Below are 14,490 nucleotides of genomic sequence, written 5' to 3' on the forward strand. Positions count from 1 at the left end.
CGCGGTTTTCACTGCGCGTTCGGAAGAATGCTTTTACGGAAGCCTGGCACGGCAATGAGGCCCATCTCCTCGCCGACATTGACGCGCAGTCCGCTGCCTACCGCGAAGCGTGGGCAAGCGGCGATCCCACGATAGCCGCGATCATGATTGGTGAGGCCGCCGGCCTCATCCACGACATCGAGCCGGCGAGTGACATACTCCTTCGCACCGTTTCTGAAGCGATCACCCTGCTTCAGGGCGCAAGTTCGCTTCTGTTTGTCGAGGACAACTGTCACAGCCAGTAACCGACCGTAGCGGCGAGGCAGACGGCAGCGAGGAAGTTAGTGGCCGATCGATCGTAGCTGGTGGCAATGCGGCGGAAATCCTTGAGCCGTCCAAACATGGCGTTGCGATCACGGTAGAGGAAGGGGAGAAGCAGTTCTTCCAGCGCCGGTTGGCTTTCGACGGAATGTTCGGCATCGCCCCTTTAGCCTCGACCTTGTGGCGAATGGCATTGGTGTCATAGCCCTTGTCGGCGTGCAGGATCGGGCTCTCGGGCATCTGCTCCAGAAGCAAATCTCCGGCGCTGCAATCGGCGACCTGGCCACCGGTCAAGAGGAAAGCGATCGGGCGGCACAGGCCATCGGTCAGGGCGTGGATCTTCGTGGTTCGCCCACCGCGCGACCGGCCAATCGCCTGATTTTGCTCCCCCCTTTGCCGGCAGAAGCGCAGCGATGCGCCTTCACGGCCGAAGAGTCGATCAGGACCTCAGCCGGAGGACCGCCAGCGCTTGCCGCGCGTGTCGGTTGGCAGCAGCGCCTGCAGCCGCGAAAACTGCTCCTCGGTCAGCCAGAAATAATCGCGATTCATCGGTGGCCTCCCTTTGGAGACCGTGAATCATAAAACCACCGTCAGTGGAACCCTTTATGGGTCCGGACCCTAGCAGGTTGTGACCATTGCTGTGGCAATGCAGCAGTCCTGGATAATAAGTCCAAGATGCCCCGGGTGCGCTTCCACCGCACCACCGGGACCTTCGCTGCAGCTAAATGCAGAAAATCCACGCGCGCGCTGAAGCCCGAAAAGGCGGCGGCGCTGGCGGGTTGAAACTCCAGTCGGGCTACGCCCTCCCTGCGTTCCAACCCGCCAGCATTCTCATCTTGATTGAGGCAACGCTCGCAGCTTCATTGTCGCGCCGCAGGTGGCGGATTCCTCCGTCTGCCCGCTTCACTCCGTGCCCGGCGAGACCCCTCCGCCCCCCTTGCTCCCCGCTGCTCGCCGCGATGCACGGGGACAGGCGACCTGAACCCGTCCCCAAGCCGATCTGATGGCAGAGGCGGTGGGGCTGGACATGGGCCCGTGGTGGACATACGTGCCACACAAATCCTCATGCTCGCCTAACCGGCCGCAAGGTATGGCAATCCGGGCTGACCCGACGAGAGAAGGAGTAGGTCTCGGCCATTCCCGTGTCCGAGCCCAGAAAAGTTACTGGTTTCCTTACGGGCGCGATACAAAGGGCACAGGCTGGACTTGGCTGCCGGGGGCGGGGCTTGTCGACCGCTCGATCGAAAGTGAGAGACGAGGAGGAGAATCACCGACCCGCAGAGCGGCAAGGCGCTCGCCTACCTCCCTGTCAGTCACCGTTAGCCGATGGTTTAGACGAAGATAGTCCGTCCATGTCGGCGTGCGGAATGTCTCGGTCCAAAGAGTCGAGTTCTGAAGATCGCGCTGGAGGGTCCAGTCCCGCGCACCGGCACGGCTCTGAACGCGCCGCCTTTCGCGCATGCAGCTCAGAAATTCCTCGATATTCTCCTCGGGGATCGAGTACTCCACCTTGATCACGATCGGGCCGCTCCTGGGCTTCAAATCGAGGGCCAGTTCTGGTGGCCTGAAGTCGAAGGCCCCTTGATCCGATTCCTCCCATAGCCGTACCGGCAATAGCTTTCCCACAGCTGCAACCAGCAACAGCGCCGCTGCAGCACCTTCCAAAGCCCACGTCAGGGAATAGTACTGCGCGACAGCACCCCAGATCCAGCTGCCCGCTGCCATGCCGCCGTAGGTCAGGGCGTAATAGATCGACAGGGTGCGACCAACGACCCACCTTGGGCTTGCCAACTGCACACACACGTCGGTTCCGGTCCAGGTGACAACCCAGCCGGCGCCAGCGATTGCAAGCGCGATCGCTGCTACAGCCACCGATGATGTGAGAGCCAGTAAAAGGCAACACGTTGCGCAAGCAACGGACGCGAGCGTGATCAATCGATTTTGGGACGTGATGCGTCTCAAGTAGCTATTGCCAATGCCCGCGATGAAGGCGCCTGTGCCGAAGCCGGCCAACAGGACGCCGTAAACAATTGGCCCCCCCGCCAGTTGGTCGCGAACCAGGAGGGGGAGCAGAGCAAGGATCGAGATGCTTGACAGCCCGAACAGGGTTGCACGCACGATCGCCACTCTGATCTCCGAGGAGATTGCCGTGAAGCGCATGCCATCATGAATGGCCGTCGTCATCCGCTCGCGCGGAAGAGGCGAAGAACGAACTTGCCACTTGGAGCGCAGGACAGCGCTCAATGGGACCAGGTCGGTCAGCGCAGCGAAGGCGAAAGCCGTAAGGGGGCCCAGCAAAGCCAAAATTACACCGCCCAGCGCCGGTCCTATGCTCCGAACCACGTTGTACCCCACCGACATCAGCGTCACTGCAGCGGGTATGTCGCGCTTTTCCAGGATGTCGCCGACCGAGGCGTGCCAGGCTGGATCATTCAAGGCAAAGCCGCATCCCGCCAAGAAACTCAGTCCCAAGATCAGCCATGGACTGACAAAGCCCAGTCCAACAGAGAGAGCCAGCGCCGTGGATGCCAATGCGATCAGGCAATGTCCGGCAAGCATCACGCCGCGGCGGCTGAAGCTGTCTGCAATCGCTCCAGCAAGGATCGACAAGAAGAAGGCGGGCAGTGTCGATGCAGCCTGCACGAGCGCAACCATCAGATCGGAGGCTGAAATCGTTGCCATAAGCCAGCTTATAGCCACGCTCTGCACCAGCCAGCCAAGGCTGGATATCTGCGTGGCTGTCCAGATCGAACGAAAGACCGGATTCTGAAGAGGGATCAGTGTGTTTGCCGCAAAGGGCGGGGAATCTTGACGCCGCATGACTTCTCACCTCCACCACGTAGTTCTTTCGCTCACTCACTTGCTGACAGCGGTGCGCTTACGCACAGCTGCGTCACAACCAAGTTCCGATATCGCGCTCGCAACAAAGTAAACAAAGTAGATGTCGCATCCACGGTGCTGATGCGCGATGAGTGTGCCAGTTGGGCGTCAGCTGGTCTGGGTCGCGCAGCCCGATGGGGTGCGGTCTGCCCTGCGACTCTTGGTCTTGGACGGTGCTACCGCCCCGATGGCCGGGTTGTCAAACTGCCACGGTGCTAGCAGCGCCCATCCCATCCTGACAGGCATGAGCATATGACGCAGCGCATCGCTGGTATCGGAGGCGGGTGACAAGATCAAGGGTGGCATCGTCCTGACAAGTACGAGCTGGTGGACGCCTTTGCCCGACCTATCACATCGGCGATTTATGGGGCCGCCGTTCAACTCGTTGGTCTATGCACAAAAAACATAATACGCTTGAAAAGACGTTTCGGGCCGGTGCCGGGGCCGAGGAGGGGGCTGAAGCCTTCACCATCGTCATCCCGCCGCCGAATGTCACCGGCTCGCTGCATATGGGTCATGCGCTCAACAACACGCTGCAGGACATTCTGGTGCGCTTCGAGCGCATGCGCGGCAAGAACGTTCTTTGGCAACCAGGCATGGACCATGCCGGCATCGCCACGCAGATGGTGGTAGAGCGCCAGCTTATGGAAAAGCAGATCCACCGCCGCGACCTGACGCGAGATGAGTTCATCGACAAGGTGTGGGAGTGGAAGGCCGAGTCCGGCGGCGCCATCCTCAACCAGCTGAAGCGGCTCGGGGCCTCGGCCGACTGGAGCCGGGAGCACTTCACCATGGACGAGGGCTTGTCCAAGGCCGTGCTCGAAGTGTTCGTGACGCTCTACAAGGAAGGGCTGATCTACAAGGACAAGCGCCTTGTGAACTGGGACCCGAAGCTGTTGACCGCCATCTCCGATCTCGAGGTCGAGCAGCAGGAAGTCAACGGCAACCTCTGGCACTTCCGCTATCCGGTCGAAGGCATGACCTTCGATCCGGAAAATCCGAAGACCTTCATTACCGTTGCGACGACCCGCCCGGAGACGATGCTGGGCGATACGGCTGTCGCCGTCCACCCCGACGACGAACGTTTCCGGCATCTCGTCGGCAAGAACCTCATCCTGCCGATCGTCGGCCGCAGGATCCCGGTGGTGGCGGACGAGTATTCCGATCCCGAAAAAGGCAGTGGTGCGGTCAAGATCACGCCGGCGCATGACTTCAACGATTTCGAGGTCGGCAAGCGCCATCGGCTGCCGGCGGTCAACATCCTCACCGTCAATGCGGCGGTGAGCCTCAAGGACAATGAGGACTTTCTCGCCGGACTGGACGTGACGCCGGAGCGCCAGGCCGTCTGGGACGGCCTCGACGGCCTGGACCGTTTCGATGCGCGCAAGAAGATCGTCGAACTGATGCAGGCGGGCGGCTTTCTCGAAAAGGTCGAGCCGCATCGCCAGGCCTGAAGCGGCGGTTGCGGCGATCCTGAACAAGGTGCGGTCTCTCCGCGCCAACGCATCCGACACCGAGATTTTCGATCGAAATCTAAGCATCGTCGAAGATGCTTTGCCTGATCTAGGCGCCCAACCGTAGCAGGCCGCATTGCTGCGCCAGCCGCCACGTAAAGCGCTGCCAGAGTTCTTGCACCCGCGTCATTCGGCTGCCGCTTTGAAGGTTCCGCCTAGGGCCTGCATCAGATCATCGACAATGTCCTGAGGATGCTCAAGTCCCACTGAGATTCGCAGTAATCCGCCTGGCGCCTTGGACTTGGCACCCTCGACGGATGCGCGATGCTCAATCAGAGAGTGCGTCCCGCCAAGGCTTGTCGCCCGGGCAACAACCTCGAGGCGGCCGGCCACAGCCATCGCAGCATCGGCTCCGCCTTTGACGATAAAGGATAGCATCGCTCCGTAATGGCTCATTTGCCGCTTAGCGAGATCGTGTCCCGGATCAGTTTGCAGGCCAGGAAAAAGTACTTTTTCGACACGCGGATGAGACGCCAAAGCCTCAGCAACCTTCTGGGCGCCTTCGCAATGCGCGCGCACGCGTACCGACAATGTCTGCAGGCCCCGCAATGCCAGCCAACAGTCGAATGGCGCTGCGACGCTGCCCTTGTGTCTCTGGACCATCCGCAGTGGGCGACCGAGGGGTGACGAGTGCGGGACAATGACGACGCCCGCCATCAAGTCCGAGTGGCCGCCGATGTACTTTGTCGCCGAGTGCATGACCGCGTCCGCCCCAACTTCGAGGGGCCGTTGAAGCACTGGAGTTGCCCACGTGTTGTCCACTACGGCCAAGGCGCCAGCCTCGTGCGCGATTTTGCAGATGGCCGAAATGTCGACAACGCGGATCATCGGGTTTGACGGCGTCTCGACCCAGACGAGGCCAGTCCGCTTCGACGTGACCGCGGCGCGCACGGCATCCAGATCGCGCATGTCGACGGCCGCAAAGTCGAAGCGAGATCCAATGTCGGTCTCGTCAATCAGCGAACGAATGCCGAAATACATGTCATCCGGCAGAACGATCCGACCCGTCGACGGATGGCTCTCAAAGACTGCAGCGATTGCAGCCATGCCCGACGCGAAGGCAATGCCATCTTCTCCGCCCTCGAGCGCGGCCATGGCCATTTCGAACGCGTTGCGCGTCGGATTTCCATCCCGCGTGTATTCGAATCCGGAAGGAAACGAGCCGTCGACGCTACGTCGGAACGTCGTGCTGGTGTGCAGCGGCAGGGACACCGCCCCTGTGGAAGCGTCGACAGCTCGGCCGCAATGGATCGCCTTTGTTTCAAAACGCATCGGTCATTTCCTCGCTAACGGGGCAGTTGCACAATTTCAGGCCGGTCATTATATTGACCGTAATAAGTGAGCCGAGGCACTAAGTCAATATAATGACCGATGTTACGACAGCGTTGGACCCCGAGCGGGTGCTTGGCCAAGCGATAGCGGTTCGGATCCGACAATTGAGGCGCGACCAAAACCTGACCCTGGATCGACTGGCAAAACTGAGCGGCTTATCCAAGGGAACCGTCGTCACGCTGGAGCAAGGCAAGGCGAACCCCAGCATCGGCATACTTTGCCGACTGGCGGCGGCGTTTTCGCTTTCGGTGGCCGATTTGTTGAATGACCATCCTTCCACAGTTCGCCTTCCTATTGAGCGGACAGAGACGAGGACGCTTTGGACAAGCGCTAAAGGAAGCTTTGCACAACTTCATTCATCGATCTCGGGACGAACGATGTTCGAACTGTGGAGCTGGGCCATTATGCCGGGCGACGTGTTTTCCGCAGATGCTCATAGTCCGGATACGCGCGAGCTGATCTCGGTGACTCAGGGGTCCCTAAGTGTCGTGGTGGGTACCCACGCAGTAATTTTGAGCCAAGGCGAGAGTGTGCGGCTTGTCACTGACCAACCGCACTCATACGCGGCGGCATCTGATCTGCCTGCCCACTTCTCGATGGCAGTTCTTGAGCATGGTGGACAGCGAGATCCGGGGCCCTCTTCGCCGGCAACGAAGATGCCCGGGCCCGTTCCGCAAGACACCGCCGCTCGCTAACGACCGCCCATTCGCGACAGGAGATCCACCGTTGTACGTTCCGCCCCATTTTGCCGTCCCCGATCACAACACCCTGCTTGACCTAATCGGGAGACATCCGCTCGGTATCCTGGTCACCCACAGCAAAGGCACACTCGACGCGAACCACATTCCCTTCGAGCTTGACCGCTCGAAGGGAGACAAAGGCGTCCTCAATTGCCATGTTGCACGCAAAAATCCAGTCTGGGAGGAAGTTGCCAATGGCGATGAAGTCCTCGTTATCTTCCGTGCGGCCGACGCTTACATCTCGCCGAACTGGTATCCAAGCAAGCATGAATTCCATAAGCAGGTGCCCACATGGAACTATCTCGTCGTCCACGCCCACGGACGCATCACTGTCCGGGATGATGAGCGCTATGTGCGCCGTAACGTGGCGAAGCTCACTCACATGCATGAAGCCTCGCAGCCTGCCCCGTGGAAGATGGGCGACGCGCCGAAGGACTTCATTGACACGATGGTTAAGGGGATCGTCGCCCTGGAAATCGAGATCACCGGCCTGGTTGGTAAATCAAAACTCAGCCAGAACAAAGAGGTGCGCGACATTCAGAACGCTGGTGAAATGCTGAATGCCCGAGGCGTCAATGGGATGGGAGAAGCGATGCTCGCGGCTGCGGCGGCCAAATCCCGATAGCATCTATCTTGTCCCGACAAGCCGCTGGTGCTGGATTTCCAAGGGGTGACCTTGAGAGACAAATGCTTCGGCCAGCACCTGACCACCCGCTATGCGGCAGATGGACAAGAACTCAGGCCGCCATCGCCAGCCACATCCGCAATGCCGCCGGATCGATGGAAGCTGCTTACCCCGCCAGCCTTTCCGGTCATGTCGCCTGGGTCGTCAATACCTCGAACAGCAGCCTGGCGCTTAAACCGAGTTGCGTGTTCGGTATGGCGGCGCAGCGGTTTCGAGATCGGAGCCGACTGGCAGCGAACGCCACCCCCACGGTGGCGATGCCTCGCAGCCAGGTTGGATGACCAAGCAGCCGGAATGTTCGGCAGGCTTGCACCCGCTTCAGATGCGAGACGGGTCAAGACGATCATCCTGCAAACGTCACGCGGCGGTGGGCCGGTTTCGAAAAGGGCCGGCCCCGGCCGTTCATACAAGTGGAGTTGGGGGCGGGGCCGGATCAAGCCTATCGGGTCGAACCCGCCGGGACCGCGCGTACATCATCCCGGCAACGCCAGGCGCTCGTCCGGGGCCATGCGGGCTTCGGCTTGGCGCGCCGAATGTCTGGACCGGCATCGCGGAGCATGGCGCACCAGTCTCCCACATTGTACGTAGTCGCCATGCTGCCCCTGGCCAGATCGCAAATGACGCACGGCTTGTTCGCGATGGCGAGCTGAAGCACGTTGACGGCCGTGCCGGGCGATGCGCCGTCCCAGACTATCATCCCAAAGTCCGCGCGTCGCGCCATCTCCCGGTCTTTGGCGGCTGGATCCAGTATCCTCTAGCGCCTTCACGAGACGGGACCTGGTAGGCAGCCCAGTCGCCCAGATTATTGCTAGCTTCCTCGCTCTGACCGCCGTCTCCCTCTGGCCCTGCGTGAGGGATCGTCATCCGGCTGCAGGCCGGCGCGCCCGGACGCTGCCGCTACGGGAGGCGCTACGCGCGTGGAGCTAGTGGCCTTTGTCGGCCAGCCAGAGGCCCACGTCCTGGATCGAGCGCATGAGCACCGACGGATTGTCCCGCGCGGGAATGAAGCCCCAGCTCTGCCAGTAGCGCTCGGCCTCGGCGTCGATCGCCCGCACCACCACTGCGCGGCCGCCGACGATGTCGGCGCCGGCGACGCAGCGATGCAGCGCGTCCTTGACCAGGCCGCTGCCGATGCCTTGTCCGGCATAGCGATGGTCGACGGCGAGTTGTCCAATCAACAGGCAGGGGATCGGATCGGGCGGGCGTCTGGTGCGGATGGCGCGCGGTGCGCTGTTTGGCTGGATCACGCCCGGCGCGAGGCCGTAATAGCCGACGACTGTTCCCTCATCGTGAACGACCAGGACCCGGGTAAAGCCGCGGACCTGGTTCGTTCGCGCGAAGCCGGCCAGCCAAGCGTTCAGCGCCGGCTTGCCGCAATCGAAGCTGTCGAGGCGGTGCGCGTCGTCGAGGAGTTCGATGCCTGAAAGCGCCACCTAGCGGTCCCAGGGCGGGGACCGACGCAGCCGCTCGGCCGCCTTCGGCGGGGGCGCAGCGGCGGGGGCTGAGATCGCCTGCATGAAGGCGTCATAAGCTTCCGGGGACACGCGGATGACGGTTTCGTTGAGGATGGCCGTCTGCGCCTCGTGCAGCGCGGCGCGCCGCATGAACTCCGTGCGCGACAGGCCGAGCAGCTCCGCGCCGCGGTCGATGATGGTGAGATCATCGTCGCGAAACCGCATCGAGACGGGTGTTTCCTTCCTGGTGGCTGTGGTGGCCATGGCGCGCTCCTGTGCTGCGGACGTATATACGGTAGTGTAACGCGGAACGCAAATACTTCGTTCCCTGGTGACGTCTCGTGGACGGATGGCCTCAGGACTCCTCGCGGCATCGGTTCTTCTCGGCTTCTCGCCTGCAATCGCCATTGCCGCAACCCAGAGCAAGGTGGCTTTGGTCAGCTCCGGCGGATCAATTACGGCTTAGGACGCGCATGTGTTCTTATCGGCCGGATGAGCGGCTCCAGAAGCGAAGTCGCTGCCATGACTGTCGCCGGACGAGCCCCGGCTATGCCGAACCCTGATGAACATCTGACGCGATGGCGACTTTCGGGCCGTCACGCCACAAAGGAGGAACGGCTATGAAGGCTGGGCGGCCGGCACTTTCATTCTCAGGCGCCGCTCTATGCCACCTGCCGGCCAAGCGCAGTTGGCACAAATCTTGAACCTCTCTTTGCGCGGCGGCAGGAGCTGCAATCGCACGTTCGGCCTCACGCAATGAAAGACCGGTCACGACCGCGGCACGTGCAGCCTCAGACAAACCAGTCTGCATTTTATTCAACGGCTTAGCTGCGAGTGCGGCGGCGCGCGGCCGAACATCACCGTGTCGCGGATGCGACAAACCCGACAACAGCGGTTTCAACGCAAGCGGCGACGAGTAGATGGTGCAAATCCCGCGATTCCCAGTCTGCTGTAGCCGCGCAGGCCAAGCGCGATCTGCTCGGCCGTCCTGACAAGCCGCGCGTGGCTCTGGGCGAGGTCGGTCGAGGCCCGCCGAAATCCCGTCGGCACCCGCCGCCAGGCCTCTTCGCTCGTCTCGCCGCATCGCGGAAACTTTGTTCGAAATCTGCCAGCCCGGTTTCCACTCCTTTGCCGGCGACCGGAACAAGTCAACGCCTCGAAGAGCATCTGAGTTTTGAATTTATTCGGCTTTTTAACTCTGGCATCGGACTTGCTCCGCCTTCGCATGTCCGCGGCACCAGGAGACGCCGCCGCCTGTGGAGGAAGGCCTGATGCAACAAACATTCTACGAGGTCATGCGCCGACAGGGGATCACCCGCCGAAGTTTCCTGAAATTCTGCAGCCTGACGGCGGCTTCCCTCGGCCTTGGACCGGCCTTTGCGCCGAAAATAGCTTACGCGATGGAGTCCAAGCCGCGCATTCCGGTGCTGTGGCTGCACGGGCTTGAATGCACTTGCTGCTCCGAAAGCTTCATCCGCTCGGCGCACCCGCTCGCCAAGGACGTCGTGCTGTCGATGCTTTCACTCGATTATGACGACACGCTCATGGCGGCCGCCGGCCATCAGGCCGAGGCGATCGTCGACGAGGTCGTCGAACAGTACAAGGGCAACTACATCCTCGCGGTCGAAGGCAATGCGCCGCTCAACGAGGACGGCATGTTCTGCATCATCGGCGGCAAGCCCTTCGTCGACCAGCTCAACCATGCCGCCTCCAACGCCAAGGCGATCATCTCCTGGGGCTCCTGCGCCTCCTGGGGCTGCGTGCAGGCCGCGCGGCCGAACCCGACGCGGGCCACGCCCGTCCATAAGGTTCCGGGCCTGCCGGACAAGCCGATCATCAAGGTTCCCGGCTGCCCGCCGATCCCAGAAGTGATGACGGCCGTCATCACCTACATCCTGACCTTTGAAAAATTCCCAGAGCTCGACCGGCAGGGCCGGCCGAAGATGTTCTACAGCCAGCGCATCCACGACAAATGCTATCGGCGCCCGCATTTCGACGCCGGCCAGTTCGTCGAGTCCTTCGATGACGAGGGCGCGCGCAAGGGCTATTGCCTCTACAAGGTCGGCTGCAAGGGACCGACCACTTACAACGCCTGCTCGACGGTGGGCTGGAACGGCGGCCTCTCCTTCCCGATCCAGGCCGGCCATCCCTGCATCGGCTGCTCCGAGGACGGCTTCTGGGACAAGGGCGATTTCTACAGCCGCCTGACCCGCGTCCACGGCTTCGGCATCGAGGCCGATGCCGACAGGATCGGCACGACGGCCGCGACCCTCATCGGCGCCGCCGCGGCCGCGCATGCGGCGGCGAGCGTGGTCAAGCGGATGCGCGAAAAGGGAGGGAACAAGTGATGGTCATCCAGACGCCGAACGGCTTCAATCTCGACACCTCCGGCCAGCGCGTGGTCGTCGATCCGGTCACGCGGATCGAAGGCCATATGCGCTGCGAGGTGAACATCGACGAGAACAACATCATCCGCAACGCGGTCTCGACCGGCACCATGTGGCGCGGGCTCGAGGTCATCCTCAAGGGCCGCGACCCGCGCGACGCCTGGGCCTTCACCCAGCGCATCTGCGGCGTGTGCACCGGCACGCACGCGCTCACCTCGGTGCGTGCGGTCGAGGACGCACTGGGCATCATAATCCCGGAGAACGCCAATTCGATCCGCAACATCATGCAGCTCTCGTTGCAGGTGCACGATCATCTGGTCCACTTCTACCACCTGCACGCGCTCGACTGGGTCAATCCGGTTAACGCATTGAGAGCCGACCCGAAGGCGACGTCGGAGCTGCAGCAGGCGGTTTCGCCGAGCCACCCGATGTCCTCGCCGGGCTATTTCCGTGACATCCAGAACCGGCTGAAGAAGTTCGTCGAGAGCGGCCAGCTCGGGCCGTTCAAGAACGGCTACTGGACCAACCCGGCCTATCTGCTGCCGCCGGAGGCCAATCTGATGGCGGTGACGCACTATCTGGAAGCGCTTGACTTCCAGAAGGAGATCATGACGACGCGCACGATCTTCGGCGGCAAGGACATCCATCCCAACTGGCTGGTGGGGGGCGTGCCTTGTGCGATCAACATCGACGGTGAGATGGCGGCCGGCGCGCCGATCAACATGGAGCGGCTGAACTACGTCCGCAGCGTCATCGAGCGCGCCATCGCCTTCGTCGACAACGTCTACATCCCCGACATCATCGCGATCGGCAGTCTCTACAAGGGCTGGCTCTATGGCGGCGGGCTGTCGGGCAAGAGCGTTCTTGCCTATGGCGACATCCCCGACAAAGCCAACGACTATTCGGCAGCCAACCTGATGATGCCCCAGGGCGCGATCATCGATGGCAACCTCAAAGAGGTGCTGCCCGTTGACGTGCGCGATCCCGAGCAGATCCAGGAGTTTGTGCCCCACTCTTGGTACAAATACCCGGACGAGGCGAAGGGCCTGCATCCATGGGATGGTATCACGGAGCCGAACTATCAGCTCGGGCCGAATGCCAAGGGCACGCGCACCGACATCCGCGAAATCGACGAGAGCGCGAAATATTCCTGGATCAAGGCGCCGCGCTGGCGCGGCCATGCGATGGAGGTAGGGCCGCTCGCCCGCTATGTCGTCGGCTACGTCCAGGGCCACGAGGAGATCAAGGAGCAGGTCGACTCGACGCTGCGGGCACTCGGCGTACCGCTGACGGGGCTGTTCTCGACGCTCGGCCGCACCGCTGCGCGCGCGCTGGAAGCACAGTGGGCGGCCCGCAAGCAGGTCTACTTCATGGACAAGCTGATCGCCACCATCAAGGCTGGAGACAGCTCGACGGCTAATACCCAGAAATGGGATCCGAAGTCCTGGCCCGCCGAAGTCAAGGGGGTCGGCTTCACCGAAGCGCCGCGCGGGGCGTTGGGCCACTGGATACGCATCAAGAACGGCCGGATCGAAAACTACCAATGCGTCGTGCCGACCACCTGGAACGGCTCGCCACGCGACCATGCCGGCAATATCGGCGCCTTCGAAGCGTCGCTGATGGAGACCAAGGTGGAGCGGCCGGAGGAGCCGGTCGAGATCCTGCGGACGATCCACAGCTTCGATCCGTGCCTTGCCTGTTCGACCCATGTCATGGGTCCGGACGGACAGGAACTTGCCAATGTCAAAGTGCGCTAGGGGAGGAATCGAAATGAGACACGCTATCCTGAAACTTGGCGCCGCAGCTTCGCTCGCGGTCCTTGCCAGCCCGGCGCTCGCCCATGTCGGCGCAGGGCATGCCGACGGGTTCGCCGCCGGCATCGCCCATCCGCTGATGGGACTCGACCACCTTCTCGCCATGGCGGCGGTCGGGGTCTGGTCGGCGGTGGCCATGCCGTCGCGGGTCCTGGTGGCCCAGCAACCTTCGTGGCGATGATGATGACGGGTGCGGCGTTGGCCTTTGCCGGCATCCGCCTGCCAGCGGTCGAAGGCATGATCGCGCTATCCGTGCTTGCTCTCGGCATCATGATCGTCGCCGGTGCCGGCCTTCCCGGCATGCTCGGCATCGGCCTTGCCGGGTTCTTCGCCCTCTTCCATGGCCATGCCCATGCGAGCGAGACGACCGGCGCGGCACTTGCCTATATTGCCGGCTTCACGCTCTCGACCGCGGCGCTGCATCTGGCCGGCACCGGCATCGGCCTCAGGCTCGCGTCGTCGCCTTGGGCGCGCGCCGGGCTCGGCATGGTCATTGCCGGCTCGGGCGCTACGCTCGTGTTCGGCGGCTAGGGGGCGGCCATGAGCGCGAGCCAAACTCCGCATGGCGAAGAAGGGGTCTATGTCTACGAGGCGCCGCTGCGCCTCTGGCACTGGGTCAATGCCTTCGCCATCCTCATGCTTGCCGGCACCGGCTACCTGATCGGCTCGCCGCCGCCGGCGGTTGGCGGCGAGGCGAGTTCCAGTTTCCTCTTCGGCTGGATACGCTACCTGCATTTCGTTGCGGGCTATGTCCTGATCGTCGGCTTCGCATTCCGCATCTACTGGGTCTTCGCCGGCAACGAGCATTCCCGGCAGATATTCCTCCCGCCTGTCTGGAACGGACGGTTCTGGAAGGAGCTCTGGCACGAGGTGCTCTGGTACGCCATGCTGGTGAGCGAGCCGATGAAGTGTTCCGGGCACAACCCGCTCGCGACGCTCGCCATGCACTTCCTGTTCGTCTGGTTCACCATCTTCATGATCGTGACCGGACTGGCGCTCTACGGCGAGGGGGCCGGCATGGGGTCCTGGCAGTACGACCTGTTCTCGAGCTGGGTCATCCCACTTCTCGGTCAGAGTCAGGACGTGCATACCTGGCACCATCTCGGCATGTGGGTGATCATCTGCTTCGTGATCATCCATATCTATGCCGCGGTGCGCGAGGACATCATGTCGAAGCAGTCGATCATCTCCTCGATGTTCTCCGGCTGGCGGACCTTTCGCGGCAACGGCGCGCCTCGTGATTCCCACTAGGACTTTCGCGACCTCACCTGCCGGGGGGGGGGGGGGGGGGGGGGGGGGGCGGGGGGGGGGGAGGGGGGGGCGGGGGAGGGGGGGAGGCAGACGAAGGGCGAGGGAGACAGCCCCGCGACAGCGCAAGGCGGGG

Annotated in this window: 11 protein-coding genes and 3 pseudogenes; 9 read left to right on the plus strand and 5 right to left on the minus strand. The window is 62.5% G+C overall.

Going from position 1 to position 14,490, the window contains the following annotated elements; genetic code table 11:
• Positions 1-284: pseudogene (locus NKI25_RS34770) on the plus strand (NAD(P)H-dependent flavin oxidoreductase); the annotation flags it as partial.
• Here the strand turns inward: NKI25_RS34770 and NKI25_RS34775 are convergent.
• Positions 272-773: pseudogene (locus NKI25_RS34775) on the minus strand (IS5 family transposase); the annotation flags it as partial. The pseudogenes NKI25_RS34770 and NKI25_RS34775 sit on opposite strands and share 13 nt — an antisense overlap.
• 700 nt (positions 774-1,473) lie before the next feature.
• The gene (locus NKI25_RS34780) at positions 1,474-3,120 is read right to left on the minus strand and encodes an MFS transporter (protein ID WP_031213434.1); all 1,647 of its coding nucleotides are present in this window, start codon (positions 3,118-3,120) and stop codon (positions 1,474-1,476) included.
• A gap of 452 nt (positions 3,121-3,572) precedes the next feature.
• On the opposite strand from NKI25_RS34780, the pseudogene NKI25_RS34785 reads away from it, so the two are divergent.
• Positions 3,573-4,631: pseudogene (locus NKI25_RS34785) on the plus strand (class I tRNA ligase family protein); the annotation flags it as partial.
• A 189-nt stretch (positions 4,632-4,820) separates the two neighbouring features.
• Here the strand turns inward: NKI25_RS34785 and NKI25_RS34790 are convergent.
• A complete protein-coding gene (locus NKI25_RS34790; protein WP_023679121.1) occupies positions 4,821-5,966 on the minus strand; it encodes a trans-sulfuration enzyme family protein in 1,146 nt (381 codons plus the stop codon).
• 92 nt (positions 5,967-6,058) lie between these two features.
• Between NKI25_RS34790 and NKI25_RS34795 the strand changes: the two genes are divergently transcribed.
• A complete protein-coding gene (locus NKI25_RS34795) occupies positions 6,059-6,721 on the plus strand; it encodes a helix-turn-helix domain-containing protein (protein WP_352572066.1) in 663 nt (220 codons plus the stop codon).
• 31 nt (positions 6,722-6,752) lie between these two features.
• Positions 6,753-7,391, plus strand: a complete 639-nt coding sequence (locus NKI25_RS34800; protein ID WP_023679119.1) for an FMN-binding negative transcriptional regulator — start codon at positions 6,753-6,755, stop codon at positions 7,389-7,391.
• A 983-nt stretch (positions 7,392-8,374) separates the two neighbouring features.
• Here the strand turns inward: NKI25_RS34800 and NKI25_RS34805 are convergent.
• Together NKI25_RS34805 and NKI25_RS34810 are read right to left on the minus strand one after the other, a co-directional pair.
• On the minus strand, positions 8,375-8,884 hold the full coding sequence (locus tag NKI25_RS34805; RefSeq protein ID WP_353000717.1) for a GNAT family N-acetyltransferase: 510 nt from the start codon (positions 8,882-8,884) through the stop codon (positions 8,375-8,377).
• On the minus strand, positions 8,885-9,169 hold the full coding sequence (locus NKI25_RS34810) for a type II toxin-antitoxin system TacA family antitoxin (protein ID WP_023679116.1): 285 nt from the start codon (positions 9,167-9,169) through the stop codon (positions 8,885-8,887).
• Between the two features lie 1,007 nt (positions 9,170-10,176).
• Here NKI25_RS34810 and NKI25_RS34815 point away from each other — a divergent pair.
• From NKI25_RS34815 to cybH, 5 genes are read left to right on the plus strand one after another with little or no spacing between them, the layout of a single operon-like run.
• The gene (locus NKI25_RS34815; RefSeq protein WP_023679115.1) at positions 10,177-11,253 is read left to right on the plus strand and encodes a hydrogenase small subunit; all 1,077 of its coding nucleotides are present in this window, start codon (positions 10,177-10,179) and stop codon (positions 11,251-11,253) included.
• Complete coding sequence (locus tag NKI25_RS34820; RefSeq protein WP_023679114.1) at positions 11,253-13,049, plus strand: nickel-dependent hydrogenase large subunit; 1,797 nt, start codon at positions 11,253-11,255, stop codon at positions 13,047-13,049. The genes NKI25_RS34815 and NKI25_RS34820 overlap by 1 nt, the downstream gene beginning before the upstream one ends.
• Before the next feature lie 13 nt (positions 13,050-13,062).
• Entirely contained in the window at positions 13,063-13,287 is a 225-nt protein-coding gene (locus NKI25_RS34825; protein ID WP_051406206.1) for a HupE/UreJ family protein, read from the plus strand.
• The gene (locus NKI25_RS34830; protein WP_280952126.1) at positions 13,284-13,637 is read left to right on the plus strand and encodes a HupE/UreJ family protein; all 354 of its coding nucleotides are present in this window, start codon (positions 13,284-13,286) and stop codon (positions 13,635-13,637) included. The genes NKI25_RS34825 and NKI25_RS34830 overlap by 4 nt, the downstream gene beginning before the upstream one ends.
• 9 nt (positions 13,638-13,646) lie before the next feature.
• On the plus strand, positions 13,647-14,357 hold the full coding sequence (gene cybH, locus NKI25_RS34835) for a Ni/Fe-hydrogenase, b-type cytochrome subunit (RefSeq protein ID WP_023679113.1): 711 nt from the start codon (positions 13,647-13,649) through the stop codon (positions 14,355-14,357).
• Positions 14,358-14,490 lie beyond the last annotated feature (133 nt).

Source organism: Mesorhizobium sp. M0808 (assembly GCF_040320025.1).
Taxonomy (GTDB): domain Bacteria; phylum Pseudomonadota; class Alphaproteobacteria; order Rhizobiales; family Rhizobiaceae; genus Mesorhizobium.

Excerpts from the sequence above, each read along its gene's own strand:
- NKI25_RS34795 (WP_352572066.1), top strand. The coding sequence starts at position 6,059 with ATGACCGATGTTACGACAGCGTTGGACCCCGAGCGGGTGCTTGGCCAA.
- NKI25_RS34780 (WP_031213434.1), bottom strand. The coding sequence starts at position 3,120 with ATGCGGCGTCAAGATTCCCCGCCCTTTGCGGCAAACACACTGATCCCT.
- NKI25_RS34810 (WP_023679116.1), bottom strand. The coding sequence starts at position 9,169 with ATGGCCACCACAGCCACCAGGAAGGAAACACCCGTCTCGATGCGGTTT.
- NKI25_RS34790 (WP_023679121.1), bottom strand. The coding sequence starts at position 5,966 with ATGCGTTTTGAAACAAAGGCGATCCATTGCGGCCGAGCTGTCGACGCT.
- NKI25_RS34815 (WP_023679115.1), top strand. The coding sequence starts at position 10,177 with ATGCAACAAACATTCTACGAGGTCATGCGCCGACAGGGGATCACCCGC.
- NKI25_RS34830 (WP_280952126.1), top strand. The coding sequence starts at position 13,284 with ATGATGATGACGGGTGCGGCGTTGGCCTTTGCCGGCATCCGCCTGCCA.
- cybH (WP_023679113.1), top strand. The coding sequence starts at position 13,647 with ATGAGCGCGAGCCAAACTCCGCATGGCGAAGAAGGGGTCTATGTCTAC.
- NKI25_RS34825 (WP_051406206.1), top strand. The coding sequence starts at position 13,063 with ATGAGACACGCTATCCTGAAACTTGGCGCCGCAGCTTCGCTCGCGGTC.
- NKI25_RS34820 (WP_023679114.1), top strand. The coding sequence starts at position 11,253 with ATGGTCATCCAGACGCCGAACGGCTTCAATCTCGACACCTCCGGCCAG.